General features: G+C 62.6%; 12 protein-coding genes and 1 pseudogene. 6 read left to right on the top strand and 7 right to left on the bottom strand.

Translation table 11 applies throughout. From position 1 onward, the window contains the following. Positions 1 to 32: 32 nt before the first annotated feature. A complete protein-coding gene (locus IVB48_RS08645; protein ID WP_247399410.1) occupies positions 33 to 812 on the bottom strand; it encodes an enoyl-CoA hydratase-related protein in 780 nt (259 codons plus the stop codon). 208 nt (positions 813 to 1,020) lie between these two features. On the opposite strand from IVB48_RS08645, the gene IVB48_RS08640 reads away from it, so the two are divergent. Further along, a complete protein-coding gene (locus IVB48_RS08640) occupies positions 1,021 to 2,295 on the top strand; it encodes an acyl-CoA dehydrogenase family protein (protein ID WP_247288630.1) in 1,275 nt (424 codons plus the stop codon). A 197-nt stretch (positions 2,296 to 2,492) separates the two neighbouring features. On the opposite strand, the gene IVB48_RS08635 is transcribed toward IVB48_RS08640, so the two are convergent. Next, entirely contained in the window at positions 2,493 to 4,070 is a 1,578-nt protein-coding gene (locus IVB48_RS08635; protein WP_247399407.1) for a fatty acid--CoA ligase, read from the bottom strand. A gap of 219 nt (positions 4,071 to 4,289) precedes the next feature. Next, positions 4,290 to 5,162, bottom strand: a complete 873-nt coding sequence (locus IVB48_RS08630) for an SDR family oxidoreductase (RefSeq protein WP_247399404.1) — start codon at positions 5,160 to 5,162, stop codon at positions 4,290 to 4,292. Between the two features lie 115 nt (positions 5,163 to 5,277). On the opposite strand from IVB48_RS08630, the gene IVB48_RS08625 reads away from it, so the two are divergent. The 4 genes from IVB48_RS08625 to IVB48_RS08610 all read left to right on the top strand — a co-directional run bounded on the left by IVB48_RS08625 (position 5,278) and on the right by IVB48_RS08610 (position 8,902). Then, positions 5,278 to 6,087 (top strand): crotonase/enoyl-CoA hydratase family protein, encoded by an 810-nt coding sequence (locus IVB48_RS08625; protein WP_247399401.1) that lies wholly within the window; start codon positions 5,278 to 5,280, stop codon positions 6,085 to 6,087. A gap of 129 nt (positions 6,088 to 6,216) precedes the next feature. Further along, the gene (locus IVB48_RS08620; protein ID WP_247399398.1) at positions 6,217 to 7,761 is read left to right on the top strand and encodes an acyl-CoA synthetase; all 1,545 of its coding nucleotides are present in this window, start codon (positions 6,217 to 6,219) and stop codon (positions 7,759 to 7,761) included. Between the two features lie 93 nt (positions 7,762 to 7,854). Further along, positions 7,855 to 8,259, top strand: coding sequence for a YccF domain-containing protein (locus tag IVB48_RS08615; RefSeq protein WP_247399395.1), 405 nt, complete (start codon positions 7,855 to 7,857; stop codon positions 8,257 to 8,259). Between the two features lie 463 nt (positions 8,260 to 8,722). Beyond that, positions 8,723 to 8,902 (top strand): hypothetical protein, encoded by a 180-nt coding sequence (locus IVB48_RS08610; protein WP_027568964.1) that lies wholly within the window; start codon positions 8,723 to 8,725, stop codon positions 8,900 to 8,902. A 134-nt stretch (positions 8,903 to 9,036) separates the two neighbouring features. Here the strand turns inward: IVB48_RS08610 and IVB48_RS08605 are convergent, their stop codons facing one another. Further along, positions 9,037 to 9,954 (bottom strand): NADP-dependent oxidoreductase, encoded by a 918-nt coding sequence (locus IVB48_RS08605; RefSeq protein WP_247399391.1) that lies wholly within the window; start codon positions 9,952 to 9,954, stop codon positions 9,037 to 9,039. 345 nt (positions 9,955 to 10,299) lie between these two features. After that, the gene (locus IVB48_RS08600; RefSeq protein ID WP_247288642.1) at positions 10,300 to 10,923 is read right to left on the bottom strand and encodes a TetR/AcrR family transcriptional regulator; all 624 of its coding nucleotides are present in this window, start codon (positions 10,921 to 10,923) and stop codon (positions 10,300 to 10,302) included. Between the two features lie 123 nt (positions 10,924 to 11,046). On the opposite strand from IVB48_RS08600, the gene IVB48_RS08595 reads away from it, so the two are divergent. After that, positions 11,047 to 11,919 (top strand): SDR family oxidoreductase, encoded by an 873-nt coding sequence (locus IVB48_RS08595; protein WP_247399387.1) that lies wholly within the window; start codon positions 11,047 to 11,049, stop codon positions 11,917 to 11,919. A 97-nt stretch (positions 11,920 to 12,016) separates the two neighbouring features. Here the strand turns inward: IVB48_RS08595 and IVB48_RS08590 are convergent, their stop codons facing one another. Both IVB48_RS08590 and IVB48_RS08585 read right to left on the bottom strand, forming a co-directional pair. Beyond that, positions 12,017 to 13,180 carry a mandelate racemase/muconate lactonizing enzyme family protein gene (locus IVB48_RS08590; protein ID WP_276576828.1) on the bottom strand — a complete coding sequence of 388 codons (1,164 nt, stop codon included), beginning with the start codon at positions 13,178 to 13,180 and terminating at the stop codon, positions 12,017 to 12,019. A gap of 32 nt (positions 13,181 to 13,212) precedes the next feature. Next, a pseudogene (locus tag IVB48_RS08585) lies at positions 13,213 to 14,717 on the bottom strand (dicarboxylate/amino acid:cation symporter).

Raw genomic sequence — 14,717 nt, 5'->3', positions numbered from 1 at the left:
TTGGGAGTCGTGACGGGCGGAGAGAGACCGCCCTACTTCCCCACCCATTTCGGAGGTCGCTTCTCCGCAAACGCCTTCGGGCCCTCGATGTAGTCCTGCGAGGCCACCATCGCCTTCACCGCCGGATATTCCCGCTGCTCCTCGATCGCCTGCTCCAGCGACCCGCCGAGGCCCTTCTGGATCGCCTGCTTCGATGCGCGGATCGACATCGGCGAATTCTTGGTGATCATCTCGGCCCAGCGCAGCGCGGCCGTGAGCGCCTCGCCCTGCGGCACCACCTCGTTGACGAAGCCGAGCTCGTGGCCCTCCTTGGCGCTGACATGGCGCGCGGTGAGGATCATGCCCATGGCGCGCTTCAACCCGATCTGGCGCGGCAGCCGGTGCAGGCCTCCGGCAAGCGCGGCCAGCCCAACGCGCGGCTCGGGCAGGGCGAAGGTCGCGTTCTCCGAGGCAATGATGAGGTCGCAGGCCAACGCGATCTCGAAACCGCCGCCCATGGCGACGCCGTTGACCGCGGCAATGATCGGCTTGTCGCAGTCGAAGCGCGCGGTGAGGCCGGCAAAGCCACCCTTGTCCCAGCCGCGCTTGCCGCCGGCCGCCTGCCACTTCAGATCGTTGCCGGCGCAGAACGCCTTGTCGCCGCTACCGGTGACGACCGCGATCCACTGCTCGGGATCGGCGGAGAAATCGTCAAATACCTTTTGCAGCTCGAAATGCGCGTCGGTGTGCAGCGCGTTGTAGACCTCGGGCCGCGACAGTGTGACGATCGTGATCGGCCCCTTGCGTTCCACCTTTGAGAACTTCAGCTCCATGGTCGCTCCGCATTTTCTCGTGAAGGAATATTGCGGCCATACTAGCGCGCAGGCGCGTTTCAACACCATCGAATTGCGCGGGCGCGCCTTGCGCCTCTCACACGCCTCGCATTGCTTGACTTGGCGGCGCTCTTCTCACCTTAATCGTGCGAAGTAAAGCTGCGCCCAGCGCCTTAACACAAAACGAAAAGACACCCGGGAGAGAGCCGTGGATTTCTCATTGCCTGCCGATCTCGTCGCCTATCTCGCGGAGCTCGACCGTTTCATCGAACGCGAGATCAAGCCGCTGGAGGAAGCCGACGACAACATCCGCTTCTTCGACCATCGCCGCGAATGGGCGCGCACCGATTTCGAGAATGGCGGCCTGCCGCGGCACGAATGGGAAGCGCTGCTGCGCAAGGCCAAGGATCTCGCGGACGCCGCCGGCCATCTGCGCTTTCCGGTGCCGAAGCAATATGGCGGCAAGGATGGCTCCAACCTCTGGATGGCCGTCATCCGCGAGCACTTTGCAGCCAAGGGGCTCGGTCTGCACAACGATCTCCAGAACGAGCACTCCATCGTTGGCAATTTCCCTGTCGCGACCATGCTGGATCGCTATGGGCGCGACGACCAGAAGGCGATGATCGATGGCTCCATCAAGGGCAAGTACCGCATCACCTTCGGCCTGACCGAGCCAAATCATGGCTCCGACGCCACCCACATGGAAACGCGCGCGGTGCCGGCGACCCGCGACAACGTCAAGGGCTGGATCATCAACGGCGAGAAGATGTGGACCACCGGCATGCACGTCGCCACCCATTGCGCGCTGTTCGCGCGGACCTCGGGCAATGACGGCGATGCGCGCGGCATCACCTGCTTCTTGGTTCCGGCCAAGAGCCACGGCGTGAAGATCGAAGAGTACATGTGGACCTTCAACATGCCGACCGATCATCCCCGCGTCAGCTTCACCGACGTGTTCGTACCGGAGGACGCGCTGTTCGGTGAGGTCGGCCGCGGCCTGTCGCTGGCACAGTGCTTCGTCCACCAGAACCGCATCCGGCAGGCGGCGAGTTCGCTCGGCGCGGCTGTTTATTGCATCAACGAGAGCGTGAAGTATGCGCGCGAGCGAAAACCGTTCGGCAAGGCGCTGGCCGAGAACCAGGCGATCCAGTTCCCGCTGGTCGAGCTTGCGACCCAGGCCGAGATGCTGCGCCTGTTGATCCGCAAGACCGCCTGGGAAATGGACAAGCTCACCGAGGAGCAGATCGAGCGCACGCTCTCCGACCGCGTCTCCATGTGCAACTATTGGGCAAACCGCCTCTGTTGCGAATCCGCCGACCGCGCCATGCAGGTCCACGGCGGCATGGGCTATTCACGCCACAAGCCGTTCGAGCACATCTACCGCCATCACCGCCGCTACCGGATCACCGAGGGCAGCGAGGAGATCCAGATCCGCAAAGTGGCGGGATTTTTGTTCGGTTATATGGGGCCCGGGAAGCATTAGAGGATTGTCGCGAGCGGAGCGATCCAAAGTCTTTCCAGAGAGACAGTCTGGATTGCTTCGTCGCAAGGGCTCCTCGCAATGACGGAGGAGAGAGGCGCGCATCTGCCTCCACACCGTCATTGCGAGCGAAGCGAAGCAATCCAGAGATGCCGCCTTGGGCGGAACTCCCGATTGCACGATCGCTTCTCAAAGCGAGCCTAATTGACCCGCCGGTTCTTCCCCGCCCAGTACGGCTCCCTCAACTGCCGCCGCAAGATCTTGCCCGACGGATTCCGCGGCAATGCCGGCAAGAACTCCACGCTCTTCGGCGTCTTGAACCCGGCGATGCGCTCGCGGGTGAAGTTGATGATGTCAATGGCGGTCGCCTGCTTGCCGGGCTTCATCACCACCACGGCCTTCACCGCCTCGCCCCATTTCTCGTCGGGTATGCCGATCACGGCAGCTTCCGCGACGTCGGGATGATCGCATAGCGCGCTCTCGACCTCGGCCGGGTAGATGTTCTCGCCGCCGGAGATGATCATGTCCTTGATGCGGTCGTGGATATAGAGATAGCCGTCTTCGTCCATGTAGCCGGCATCACCCGTGCGCAGCCAGCCGTCGCCGCGCAGCGTCGCGACGGTCGCTTCCGGCAGGTTCCAGTAGCCTGCCATGTTGGAGCCCGAGCGTGTCGCGATCTCGCCGACCTCGCGCGGCGGCAGCGGCTTGCCGTCCACATCAAGGATCGCGATCTCGACGCCCGGCAGCGCCTTGCCCGCCGAGCGCATCCGCTCCAGCCCCTCGATATGATCCTCCGGCGGCAGCGCGACGATGGTGCCGGTGGTCTCGGTCATGCCGTACATCTGCACGAAGCCGCATTTGAAGATCTCGATGCATTCCTTCAGTAGCGCCGCCGGGATCGGCGAGGCGCCATAGAGCATGTATTTCAACCGCGAGAAATCGACCGTTTTCGCGCGCGGCTGCCGCACCACGAACTGCATCGCCGCGGGCACCATGAACAGCTTGGTGATGCCGGACTGTTCGAAAAAATCCAGCACTTTTGTCGGATCGAACTCACGCGCGATCACGCCGCGGGCGCCGTGATAGAGCCCCATCACGCCCCAGCCGGAACCGCCGATATGGAAGATCGGCATCGCGACCAGCGACACGTCGTCGGTCGACCACCGATTCCACTCGGGTTTGTCCTCGGCATTGCCGGTTTGCACGAGATTGAGGAAGTTCGCATGCGACAGCATCGCGCCCTTCGGCTTGCCCGTCGTGCCCGACGTATAGAGCTGGATCGCGATGTCCTTCGTGTCGATCCCCACCTTGGGATCATCGCCACTCTGTGCATCGCGCCAGGCTGTATAATCAGGCCATTCCGGCGCGCCGCCTTCGGTGGTGACGACGCTGCGCACGCCCGGCAACTGATCCTTGATCTGGCGGACCTGGGTGATGAACTCAGGTCCCACGAACAGCACCGGCGCCTTGCAGTCGCCAACGATGAAGGCGACCTCCGGGCCCGCGAGCCGCCAGTTCACCGGCGCCATCACCACGCCGGCCTTCATGGCGCCCATCAGCAGCTCGAAATAGATGTCGCTGTTCTTGCCGAGATAGGCGATGCGCTCGCCGCGTCTCACGCCCATCGCGATCAGCGCATTGGCCACTTTATTCGTCTTGACGTCGAATTCGGCAAAGCTGGTGGCGCGCCCCTCGAACTCGAAGGCGATCGCGTTGCCGCGGCTCGTCGCGCGCTCGCGCACCATGTCGGCGAGATTGGCCAATGGCTGTGTGGTCATGTTTCTCCCATATCGTCTTGTTCTTATGTCGCGGAGTGTGGCGTCATCCGCAGGGGAAGACAAGACGGGGAAGGTACGCCATGGCTTCAACATTGTCGTCCCGGCGAAGGCCGGGACCCATAACCATCAAACGCAATTTGGCGAAGACTGGTCATGACCGATCTTCGCCAAACAAGATTTGGTGTGTATGGGTCCCGGCCTTCGCCGGGACGACAGCAATTACCCCCGCTTCGCACGATCCTTCTCGTTCTGCGCCATGATGCTCTCGCGCGCGGTTTTCCAGTCGTCGTCGCTCCAGTCGCGGAGCTGGTAGAAATTGCCGCCCATCGCGAGCGCCTGCGCGCCGTCCATGGCGATGGTCTCGCCGGAGATCCAGTCGCAGCCGCCGGAGATCAGGAATACGGCGACGTTCTGCAATTCCTCCATGGTGCCGACGCGGCCCATCGGGTTCATCGCCTTGGTGCGCGCGCCGGCTTCGTCGCCCGGCTTGATGCGCTTGCTCATGCCCTCGGTCGGGATCTCGCCCGGCGCGATCGTGTTCAGCCGGATGCCGTAGCGGCCCCATTCGGTGGCGAGCGACATCGTCATCGCATGGATCGCCGACTTGCTCATCGCCGACGGCACCACGTAAGGCGAGCCGTTGCGCACCCAGGTCGTGGTGATCGAGACGACGTTGCCGGGCTGCTTCAACGCGATCCAGCGCTTGCCGACCGCATGCGTCACGTAGAACGTGCCGTGCATGACGATGTTGGCGACCGCGTCGAAGCCGCGCGGCGACAGCTCCTCGCTGCGCGAGATGAAATTCCCGGCGGCGTTGTTGATGAGGTCGGTGAGGGGTCCGTCGCGAAAGATGGTTTCGATCATCTCCTCGACCGCGAGCGCGTTGCGGATATCGATGCCGTGGCTCGTGACGCGGCCGCCATACTCGGCCATCAGCTCGGTCGCGGTCTCGTCGCAGACGATCTTGCGCCGGCCGCAGATGTGCACTTCGGCGCCGAGCTGGAGAAAGCGCGCCGCCATCGACTTGCCGAGCCCGGTGCCGCCGCCGGTCACGAGGATGCGCCGTCCCGCCAGAAGATTTTCCTTGAACATGGCAGTTTCCCCTGTCGCGATTTTCGGTTAATTGATCAATTGACTAAATCCGGCCGCCGTCGTCCTGTAAAGCGGCACCGAACAGGAACAGCCGGGAACCAGGGGAGAATCATCCATGGAAGAGCGCGTCTCGATCTCGATCTCGGAAGGCGTCGCCGACGTGCGCCTGGTGCGCGCGGACAAGATGAATGCGCTGGATCAGGCCATGTTCGAGGCCCTTGTCGCTGCAACCGATCGGCTTTCGAAGGAAAAAGGTGTGCGCGCCGTCGTGCTGTCCGGCGAGGGGCGGGCCTTCTGCGCCGGTCTCGACATGGGGCGTTTTGCCGCCATGAAGGAAAAGGGCGGCAACGGAATTCCGGGTGGCGAAAATCGCGACCTCACCAAGCGCACGCACGGCCAGGCGAATTTCGCGCAACAGGCGGTGTGGGGCTGGCGCCAGCTTCCGGTCCCCGTGATCGCGGCAATCCAGGGCGTCGCCTTCGGCGGCGGCTTCCAGCTCGCGCTCGGCGCCGACATGCGCTTCCTCACCCCGGATGCGCGGATGTCGGTGATGGAAATAAAATGGGGCTTGGTGCCCGACATGGCGGGCACGCCGATCCTGGCCTCGCTCGTGCGCGATGACATCTTGCGCGATCTCACCTACACCGGCCGCATCTTCTCCGCGCAGGAGGCGATGGCTTACGGTCTCGCCACGCGCATCTGCGACGACCCGCGCGCGAGCGCCCTCGACGTCGCGCGCGAGATCGCGGGAAAAAGCCCCGATGCGATCCGCGCCGCGAAACGCATGCTCAACAATCTCTCGGTCGATCCGGGCCCCGCGCTACTCGCCGAGTCCGTCGAGCAGCAGAAGTTGATCGGCAGCGCCAACCAGACCGAAGCGGTGCGTGCCAATCTGGAGAAGCGCGCGCCCAAGTTTGCGGATTAGCGCAGACCTCATCCCGAGGAGCCGCGAAGCGGCGTCTCGAGCGATGGGCCACGGGCTCTCATGGTTCGAGACGGCGCTTCGCGCCTCCTCACCATGAGGGGGCAACGTCAACAACAAAGAAAAACAACAATGAGCGAAACCTCAAATTTCCTCGGCATCGTCTCCGGCGGGCGCAGCCGCTCCCATGCCGAGGTCGCTGATCGTGCCGACCGCATCGCCGCCGGCCTCAGCCAGATCGGCGTCGGGCAGGGCGATTGCGTCTGCATGCTGATGCGTAACGATATCGCCTTCATCGAAGCTGCCTATGCAGCGATGCGGCTGGGCGCCTATGGCGTACCGATCAACTGGCACTTCAAGCCGGAGGAGATCAATTACATCCTGAACGACACCGGCACATCCGTGCTGATTGGCCATGCCGACATGCTGCATGCTCTGCGCGACGCGATCCCGAAAGGCGTCACCGTGCTCAGCGTGCCGACGCCGCCGGAGATCCTGTCCAACTACAAGATCGATCCCGATCATCTGAAGACGCCGGATTTCGCGATCGATTTCGAATCCTGGCTCGCGCAGCACCAGCCCTACGGCGGCCCGATCGTGCCGCAGCCCATGAACATGATCTACACTTCGGGCACGACCGGCCACCCAAAGGGCGTACGGCGCAATGCGCCGACGCCGGAGCAGGCGGCTGCCGGCGAGCGCATGCGCGCGATGATCTATGGGCTGAAGCCCGGCGCCCGCACGATCCTGCCGGGTCCGCTCTATCACTCCGCGCCGAACTCGTTCGGCATTCGCGCCGGCAAGCTCGGCGGCGCACTGGTGCTGATGCCGCGGTTCGAGCCCGAGGAATTTCTCGGGCTGATCGAGCGCTACAAAATCGACACCATCTTCATGGTGCCGACCATGTTCATCCGGCTGATGAAGCTGCAGGAGGAGGTGCGAAAGAAATACGACGTCTCCTCGCTCCGCCATATCATCCATGCCGCAGCACCCTGTCCGGCGGACGTCAAGCGCGCCATGATCGAATGGTGGGGGCCGGTGATCTATGAATTCTACGGCTCGACCGAATCCAGCGCCGTCACCTTCGCGACCTCCGAGGACGCGCTGAGGAAGCCCGGCACCGTCGGCAAAATATCGCCCGGCGCCGAGCTGCGCTTCATCGGCGATGACGGACGCGTGCTGGGCGTAGGCGAGATCGGCGAGATCTATTCGCGCATGGCCGGGATGGCCGATTTCACCTACCACAACAAGCCGGAGAAGCGCGCCGAGATCGATCGCGACGGCTTCATCACCTCGGGTGACGTCGGCTATATCGACGAAGAGGGCTACGTCTTCATCTGCGACCGCAAGCGCGACATGGTGATCTCGGGCGGCGTCAACATTTACCCGGCCGAGATCGAGTCTGTGCTGCACGCCGTGCCCGGCGTGCATGATTGCGCGGTGTTCGGCATCCCCGATGCCGAGTTCGGCGAGGCGTTGATGGCCGTGGTCGAGCCCCAGCCGGGCATCGCGCTCGACGCCGGCGATATCCGCGCGCGGCTGAAGGCGTCGCTCGCCGACTACAAGGTGCCAAAACACATCGAGATCCGCACCGGGCTGCCGCGCGAAGATTCCGGCAAGATCTTCAAGCGCCGCCTGCGCGATCCCTATTGGGAGCAGGCGGGGCGGAAGATCTAGCGGTCGATCTACGCTTTGCGTGCGTCGATACCATCCTGGCAGGGACGGATTCCGAGCCTATATAGGCGGGATCATCGTCTCGCGGATCATCCCATGGCTCCCGTTTCCATCCTGCTCAACCTGCTCTGGATTCTCATCGGCGGCGCCTGGATGGCGCTCGGCTGGCTGGTCGCCGCGGTCATCATGGCGATCACCATCGTCGGCCTGCCCTGGGCGCGGGCCGCGTTCAACATTGCGGTCTACACGCTGATGCCGTTCGGCTCGCGGGCGATCAACCGCTATGAGGTCACCGGTGTCGAAGATATCGGCACCGGGCCGCTCGGGGTGATCGGCAACATCATCTGGTTCGTGCTGGCCGGCTGGTGGCTGGCGCTCGGCCACCTCCTCACCGCCCTGGCCCTCGCGATCACCATCATCGGCATTCCCTTCGCTTGGGCCCACCTCAAGCTCGCGGGCATCGCGCTCTGGCCGATCGGCAAGGTGATCGTGCCGGCCTAGGGGAGTCGTAAGCGTCCCCGCGGCACATCCGTCGAGACGCCCGCCGTTGGCGGGCCCTCAGGATGAGGGCGGAACACGTGGCTGCACCTGCAACAAATCCCGACGCAGCTCAGCCTCATCCTGAGGAGACCGCGAAGCGGTCGTCTCGAAGGACGAGGCGCTTGCTCGAATCGTGGGATGGGTAGAGCGCCAGCCAAACCGCAGGGCGTCACATTTCATTGCAACTTTTTCCCGCCTTCATTGTTGACGAGCGGGCGCGAACGCGGCCGCAATGTGCCGCGGCTGGCCCTTGGTTCATTCTTATCGGGAGGCGATTGCATGAAGTGGCTTTGTTTGATCGGCTTTGTGGCGGGGTCAGTTGCTCTAATACCCTCACCCTCTGCTTCGGCGATGCCCGTTGCCAAGCCGGACGCACTGGGCGCGTCTCAGACTGACACCATCGAGGTCAAGGGCGGCCACGGACATGGCGGTGGCCACGGCTGGGGTCATCGCGGCGGCCGTGGTCATCATTACGGCTGGGGCAGAGGCCGAGGCCATCACTATGGCTGGCGGCACCATCACCACTGGTAAGCGTCACTATTGTCCCGAGATCGGAGTGGTGATCACGTTTAATGCGGACCGCGAAGCACATCCGGGAGCTTGAGGACCAACTAAGCTCGTAGGATGGGCTAGAGCGTGAGCGAAACCCATCAAACTGTCCGCCAATGACGAAACATGATGGGTTTCGCAAGGGCTCAGCCCATCCTGCACGCTGCGTGCATCAATGGGCATGCTCCCTCAGGGACGAACGCGAATGATCGTATTCCCCTTGCGTCGCCTGGTCGGGTTTAAGGCGGTGACCGCATCGTCGAAGATCGAGATGTTGCCGATGTTTGTCCGCAATCGTCCGTCCCGCACCCGCTGGACGATCTCACTCAGTTGGGCACGATCGGCCTCGACGACAAAGTCGACCGCCAGGCCGTCGGAGGGTCGCGCCTCTGCGGGCCCGACGATGGCGACCAGTGTTCCTCCGACTCCAATCAATCCTGCGGACCGCTTCTGGATGTCACCGCCGATGACATCGAACACCAGGTCGACTTTGCCGATGTCTTCCAGGGCATCGTTGTCGAGGTCGACGAACTCCTTCGCGCCGAAGTCGAGCACTGTCTGACGGTCGGCGGCGCGTCCAGAGCCGATGACGTAGGCGCCGGCCTCTCGTGCGAGTTGCGTCACCATCGACCCGACTGCGCCGGCCGCGCCGTGTGCGAGGACGCTCTGCCCCGCCTGGAGACGGCCATGCTGGAACAGCCCTTGCCACGCGGTTAGGCCCGAGACCGGCAGGCTTGCGCCCACCGTGAAGTCGACGTCGCCCGGGAGCGGCGCGAGATTGCGTGCCTCGATCGCCACATACTCGGCAAGCGTGCCGTCGCGATACCAGTCCGCCAGGCCAAACACCCGCTGTCCTACCGACAACCCCGTAGTGCCATATCCGAGAGCGGTAACCACTCCAGCCAACTCATGCCCAGGGATCGACGGCGTTCGGTCACGCTCGAGGCGATCTGTCCAGGTCGAGGGCCACGTCAACTCGGTCGGAACAAATCCCGACGCATGAACCCGAACAATGACGTCGTTTATCGATGCCTGCGGCTCGGGCCGGTCCACCAGCTTCATCCCGGCCGTTCCCGCGGCCCGTTCCGTTACAACGATCGCCTTCATGGAATTACCTCCTCGGTCATTGTCTCTTGATGCAACTGTTGCTGGCAGCGTAAGCACAAAGGCTATCTACAAACTGCCGGGCGGTGTGAAAGTGTCCGCGATCTGCGCTGTCTGCATTGACCGACTCGTATTGAGACTGCCGATCGGGTTCGCTTCGGTCGCGGTACTAGCAGCTAGATGCGTCGCGCCTGGTCATGAAACCAGTACCAAGATTGCAAATTTTGGCTGTACCAAGCGCATTCAGACGGCGCTTAGCTTGAGCGCGTAGGATGAGTAGAGCGCCAGCGAAACCCATCAAACCGTCCGCCGATGACGAAGCATGATGGGTTTCGCAAGGGCTACGGATCAGAACGACGAGGCGATCCCGTTTTCCAGCAACACTCTGGCTGCCTCGCGGTTAGCCTGGACGATGGCGGGATCACGCGTTGACTGTGCGATCACGAGCGAGCCTTCGAACAGCGACAGGATCTGGATCACGGCCCTTTCGGGTTTGCTCAATGCCAAGGGCTCAATGAGTGACGCAACGAAGCCGTGCAACTTTGTAAAATACGCTGCGATGGTCGCCTCTACGCCCGGGGAGTTTGCCTCCGGGCCGAATTCGGCCATTCCTTTCGCGAACGGACAGCCGCGGAATGAGGGCGCAAGGAGCGGTTGTTCGAGTGCGTCGAAAACAGCGAGAACGCGTTCCACTGGCGTGAGACCGGCTCGCTCGGTGGAGGTCGAAAGCATCTGAAACCAGACGGCGCTCTTGTAGCGCAGGTAGGTGGCGATGAGGTCGGCCTTCGAGGGAAAGTGCTTGTAGAACGTCATCTTGGCCACGCCGCTTTCGGCGATGATCCGGTCGATTCCGACAGAGTTGATGCTGAACCGGTAAAACAGATCTGACGCCGTCTTCAAAATGCGCTCGCGCGGGGCGAGCGCATCGAGCGGTTGAATATCCACGTCCACGAAATCAAGCAGCGTGCCCATCGATCGCCCTTAACCGAGCCGTTTGCGTCACTGGACAGACTATTCTGTCAATTTAAGGATTGCAAAGACATACAGGTCTGTCTATAGCTCGTCGTGCCTTGGATTTAAGAGAAAGATCGTGAGATGAGCGGAAAAGTTGTGGTTGTGACGGGTTCGAGCAGTGGTTTTGGGAAACTCACCGTCTCGGAACTCGCAAGGCGGGGTCACACGGTGGTTGCTGCCATGCGCGACGTCGCAGGAAGAAATAGCCGTGTTCGCGACGAGCTTGTCGAAAAGGCCGAAGGGCGTGCGCTCCAGGTCCTGGAGATGGACGTTGCCGACGAGCAATCCGTCAACGCCGCGATAGCGGATGTCATCCGGCAGCACGGCAGGGTCGATGCCTTGGTCAACAACGCGGGAATGATGCCCGTGGGCGTCACGGAAGCCTATACGGTCAAGGATATCGAAGCGCAGTTCGCCGTGAACTTCTTCGGCGCCGTTCGCACCGATCGCGCCGTTCTGCCGCACATGCGGGCCGCCGGCAGCGGCGTCCTCATCCATGTCACGTCGCTCATGGGTCGGGTGGTCTTCCCGTTCTTCGGTGTCTATTCCGCCAGCAAGTTCGCGCTCGAAGCCCTCGCGGAAGCCTACCGCTATGAGCTTTCGAGCTTCGGCGTGGATTCGGTCATCGTCGAGCCAGGCCCGTTCCCGAGCAACCTTCTTCCATCCAGCCCTGAACCCTCCGACCAAGCCGTGCTGAAAACCTACGGCGGTGTTGCGGCGATCCCGGGTCAGATCAAGCAGCACTCCAACGATGGAAACGATCCGCAGCATCCACCACAGCCCCAGCGAGTCGCGAATGCGATCGCGCAGCTGGTCGAGGCCACGGAACGGCGGCCTCTGCGGACGGTCGTGATGCCCGAAGGCATGGATTTCGGTGTCCAGCGGCTGAACGAGGCCGTCGCCCCGATTCAGAACGACCTCCTTCGCGCGCTCGGCATGGCGAGCATGATTTGACGGGAAGACGACGAGGAACAAACTCTACAGCAACAGGGTCACCGCGATGGGCGGTAAGGGCGCCGCAACCAATCCGGAGCAACTCTTTGCAGCCGGCCTAATCCGCCAGTTCGCGCATGACCTTGATGAGATCCGACTTGCCCTCGAAGCCGATGCCCGGAATGTCCGGCATGACGATGTGACCGTCCTGAACCCGGACCGAATCCGGGAATCCACCGTAGGGCTGGAAGAGGTCCGGGTAGCTCTCGTTGCCGCCGAGCCCTAGACCGGCGGCGATGTTCAACGACATCTGGTGACCACCGTGCGGGATGCAGCGCGACGGCGACCAACCGTGTTGGGCTAGGACGTCCAGGGTCCGGAGATATTCGACGAGACCGTATGACAAGGCACAGTCGAACTGCAGCCAGTCGCGGTCCGGGCGCATGCCGCCGTAGCGGAGCAGGTTGCGAGCGTCTTGATGCGAAAACAGGTTCTCGCCCGTGGCCATCGGACCGGGATAGAATTCGGCGACGGCGGCCTGGAGGGCGTAGTCGAGCGGATCGCCAATCTCCTCATACCAGAACAGCGGGTACTGGCGCAGCATTTTGGCATAGGCGATGCCGGTCTCGAGATCGAAGCGGCCGTTGGCATCGACGGCGAGCTTGGCCTGCGACCCGATTTCCTTGAGCACGGCCTCGATGCGGCCGCGGTCCTCGTCGATCGACGCGCCACCGATCTTCATCTTCACGACGTTGTAGCCGCGGTGTAGATAGCCGCGCATTTCTGCCTGCAATGCGGAGTTGTCCTTGCCGGGATAGTAGTAGCCGCCGGCAGCGTAGACGAAGACCCGGGGGTTGGCCTCCTTGCCCTTCATTTCGGCCAGCAGGCGGAAAAGTGGCTTGCCGGCGATTTTTGCGGTCGCATCCCAGATTGCCATATCGAGCGTTCCGACGGCCACGGAACGCTCGCCGTGACCGCCGGGCTTCTCGTTCGACATCATCTTCGCCCAGATGCGATGCGGATCGAGATTGGTACCGTCGTCGTTCAGCAGGCTGACGGGTTCGGCTTCGAGAATGCGGTCGCGAAAGCGCTCCCGGATCAGTCCGCCCTGACCGTAGCGACCGTTCGAATTGAAGCCGTAGCCGATCACTCGCCGCCCGTCGCGGACGACGTCGGTTACGACGGCGACGAGGCTGGACGTCATCTTCGAGAAATCGATGTAGGCATTCCGGATCGGTGACGAGATTGGCTTGGTCGCCTCGACGACATCTACGATACGCATCGGCATTCTCCGTTTTAAGTTGCTGACTCGGGTTAGTGGGTTGTCTCGGGAAGTTCGTATTCGCCTGTGATGGGCTCCTTGCCATGAAGGCGCATGGCCTCCGCTGCCTGCTTCTGGTCAAAGGCGCCGTCCCACTTGGCGATCGCGATCGTCGCGATCCCGTTGCCGATCAGGTTGGTCACGGCGCGGGCTTCGTTCATGAAGCGATCGACGCCGAGCAGTAGAACGAGCCCGGCTACGGGAACGGTGTGGATCGAAGAGAGGGTCGCGGCGAGCGTCACGAATCCCGCGCCAGCGACGCCAGCGGATCCCTTCGACGTCAGGAGAAGCACGCCCAGCAGGACAATCTGGTCGCCGAAGGAAAGATCGGTGTTCGTCGCCTGGGCTACGAAGATGGCGGCCATGGAAAGGTAGATCGACGTTCCGTCGGCATTGAACGTGTAGCCGGTGGGCAGCACCATGCCGACGACGGTCTTGTCGCAACCGAGCCGTTCGAGTTTGACCAGCATCTGCGGCATCACCGCTTCGGTCGAGCAGGTGCCCAGGACGATGAGGATCTCGTCCTTGAAGTAACGGAAGAACTGCGGCAGCGAAAAACCGGCCCACGTCGCGATGCCGCCGAGCACCACGACGACGAAGAGAATGGTGGTGACGTAGACACCGAGCATCAGATAGCCGAGCGACCAGAGCGTCGCGATCCCGTACTTCCCGATCGTGAACGCGACCCCCGCCCCGGCTCCTAGCGGGGCGAGGCGCATCACCATGGCCACGATCCGGAACAGGGCGTGCAGCAGGATGTCGATCACGTTCACCAGCGGCTTGCCGTAATCGCCGAGTTGAACCATGGCGATGCCGATCAGCACCGAAACCAGGATGACCTGCAGCATCATTCCCTTGGCGAAGGCCTCCACGATCGTGGCGGGATGATGTCGAGTAGGAACTGCACGAAACCGTGGTTGCCGTCAGCGGCCTTTACGTAGGCCGAGATCGATCCCGCATCGATGTGGCTGGCGTCGATGTTCATGCCAACGCCTGGCTTGATCACGTTGACGACGACCAGGCCGATCACCAAGGCCAGTGTCGAGACGACCTCGAAGTAGATCAGCGACTTGACACCGATCCGGCCGACTTCCTTAATGTCGCTCATCTTGGCTATGCCGACGACGACCGTACCGAAGATGATCGGCGACAGCAGCATCTTGATCAGTTTGATGAAGCCGTCGGCGAGCGGCTGAAGGCTCGTCCCGACCTGAGGCCAGAGATAGCCCACCAAACCGCCGAGCAGGATGGCAAGGAGGACCTGCACATACAGTTCGCTCAAAAGTCCGAATGATGACGCTTTTCTCAATGTTTTCTCCCCTGATGGCCCCGCTGTGCCGGCCGTGGATCGGCCTCTGTAGCTGTTTGGAAAGGGCCGCTCCGATGTCCGGAACGACTTCCGTCCTGCTGCGGTGTTGTATAGCCTGCAGTGATCCGTAGGCTTCAGGCGGGGAGAAGGCCAATGCTGTTGCCGAGAATAGTTATGCCGATTTGGCAT

This window comes from Bradyrhizobium sp. 76 (genome assembly GCF_023073025.1).
In the GTDB taxonomy this organism is placed as follows: domain Bacteria; phylum Pseudomonadota; class Alphaproteobacteria; order Rhizobiales; family Xanthobacteraceae; genus Bradyrhizobium.
This window is presented reverse-complemented; position numbering and strand designations above follow the sequence as displayed.

What these genes read in the sequence shown, in the direction of transcription:
- IVB48_RS08645 (WP_247399410.1), bottom strand. Translation starts at nt 812, where the DNA reads ATGGAGCTGAAGTTCTCAAAGGTGGAACGCAAGGGGCCGATCACGATC.
- IVB48_RS08635 (WP_247399407.1), bottom strand. Translation starts at nt 4,070, where the DNA reads ATGACCACACAGCCATTGGCCAATCTCGCCGACATGGTGCGCGAGCGC.
- IVB48_RS08630 (WP_247399404.1), bottom strand. Translation starts at nt 5,162, where the DNA reads ATGTTCAAGGAAAATCTTCTGGCGGGACGGCGCATCCTCGTGACCGGC.
- IVB48_RS08625 (WP_247399401.1), top strand. Translation starts at nt 5,278, where the DNA reads ATGGAAGAGCGCGTCTCGATCTCGATCTCGGAAGGCGTCGCCGACGTG.
- IVB48_RS08620 (WP_247399398.1), top strand. Translation starts at nt 6,217, where the DNA reads ATGAGCGAAACCTCAAATTTCCTCGGCATCGTCTCCGGCGGGCGCAGC.
- IVB48_RS08615 (WP_247399395.1), top strand. Translation starts at nt 7,855, where the DNA reads ATGGCTCCCGTTTCCATCCTGCTCAACCTGCTCTGGATTCTCATCGGC.
- IVB48_RS08610 (WP_027568964.1), top strand. Translation starts at nt 8,723, where the DNA reads ATGGCGGTGGCCACGGCTGGGGTCATCGCGGCGGCCGTGGTCATCATT.
- IVB48_RS08605 (WP_247399391.1), bottom strand. Translation starts at nt 9,954, where the DNA reads ATGAAGGCGATCGTTGTAACGGAACGGGCCGCGGGAACGGCCGGGATG.
- IVB48_RS08600 (WP_247288642.1), bottom strand. Translation starts at nt 10,923, where the DNA reads ATGGGCACGCTGCTTGATTTCGTGGACGTGGATATTCAACCGCTCGAT.
- IVB48_RS08595 (WP_247399387.1), top strand. Translation starts at nt 11,047, where the DNA reads ATGAGCGGAAAAGTTGTGGTTGTGACGGGTTCGAGCAGTGGTTTTGGG.
- IVB48_RS08590 (WP_276576828.1), bottom strand. Translation starts at nt 13,180, where the DNA reads ATGCGTATCGTAGATGTCGTCGAGGCGACCAAGCCAATCTCGTCACCG.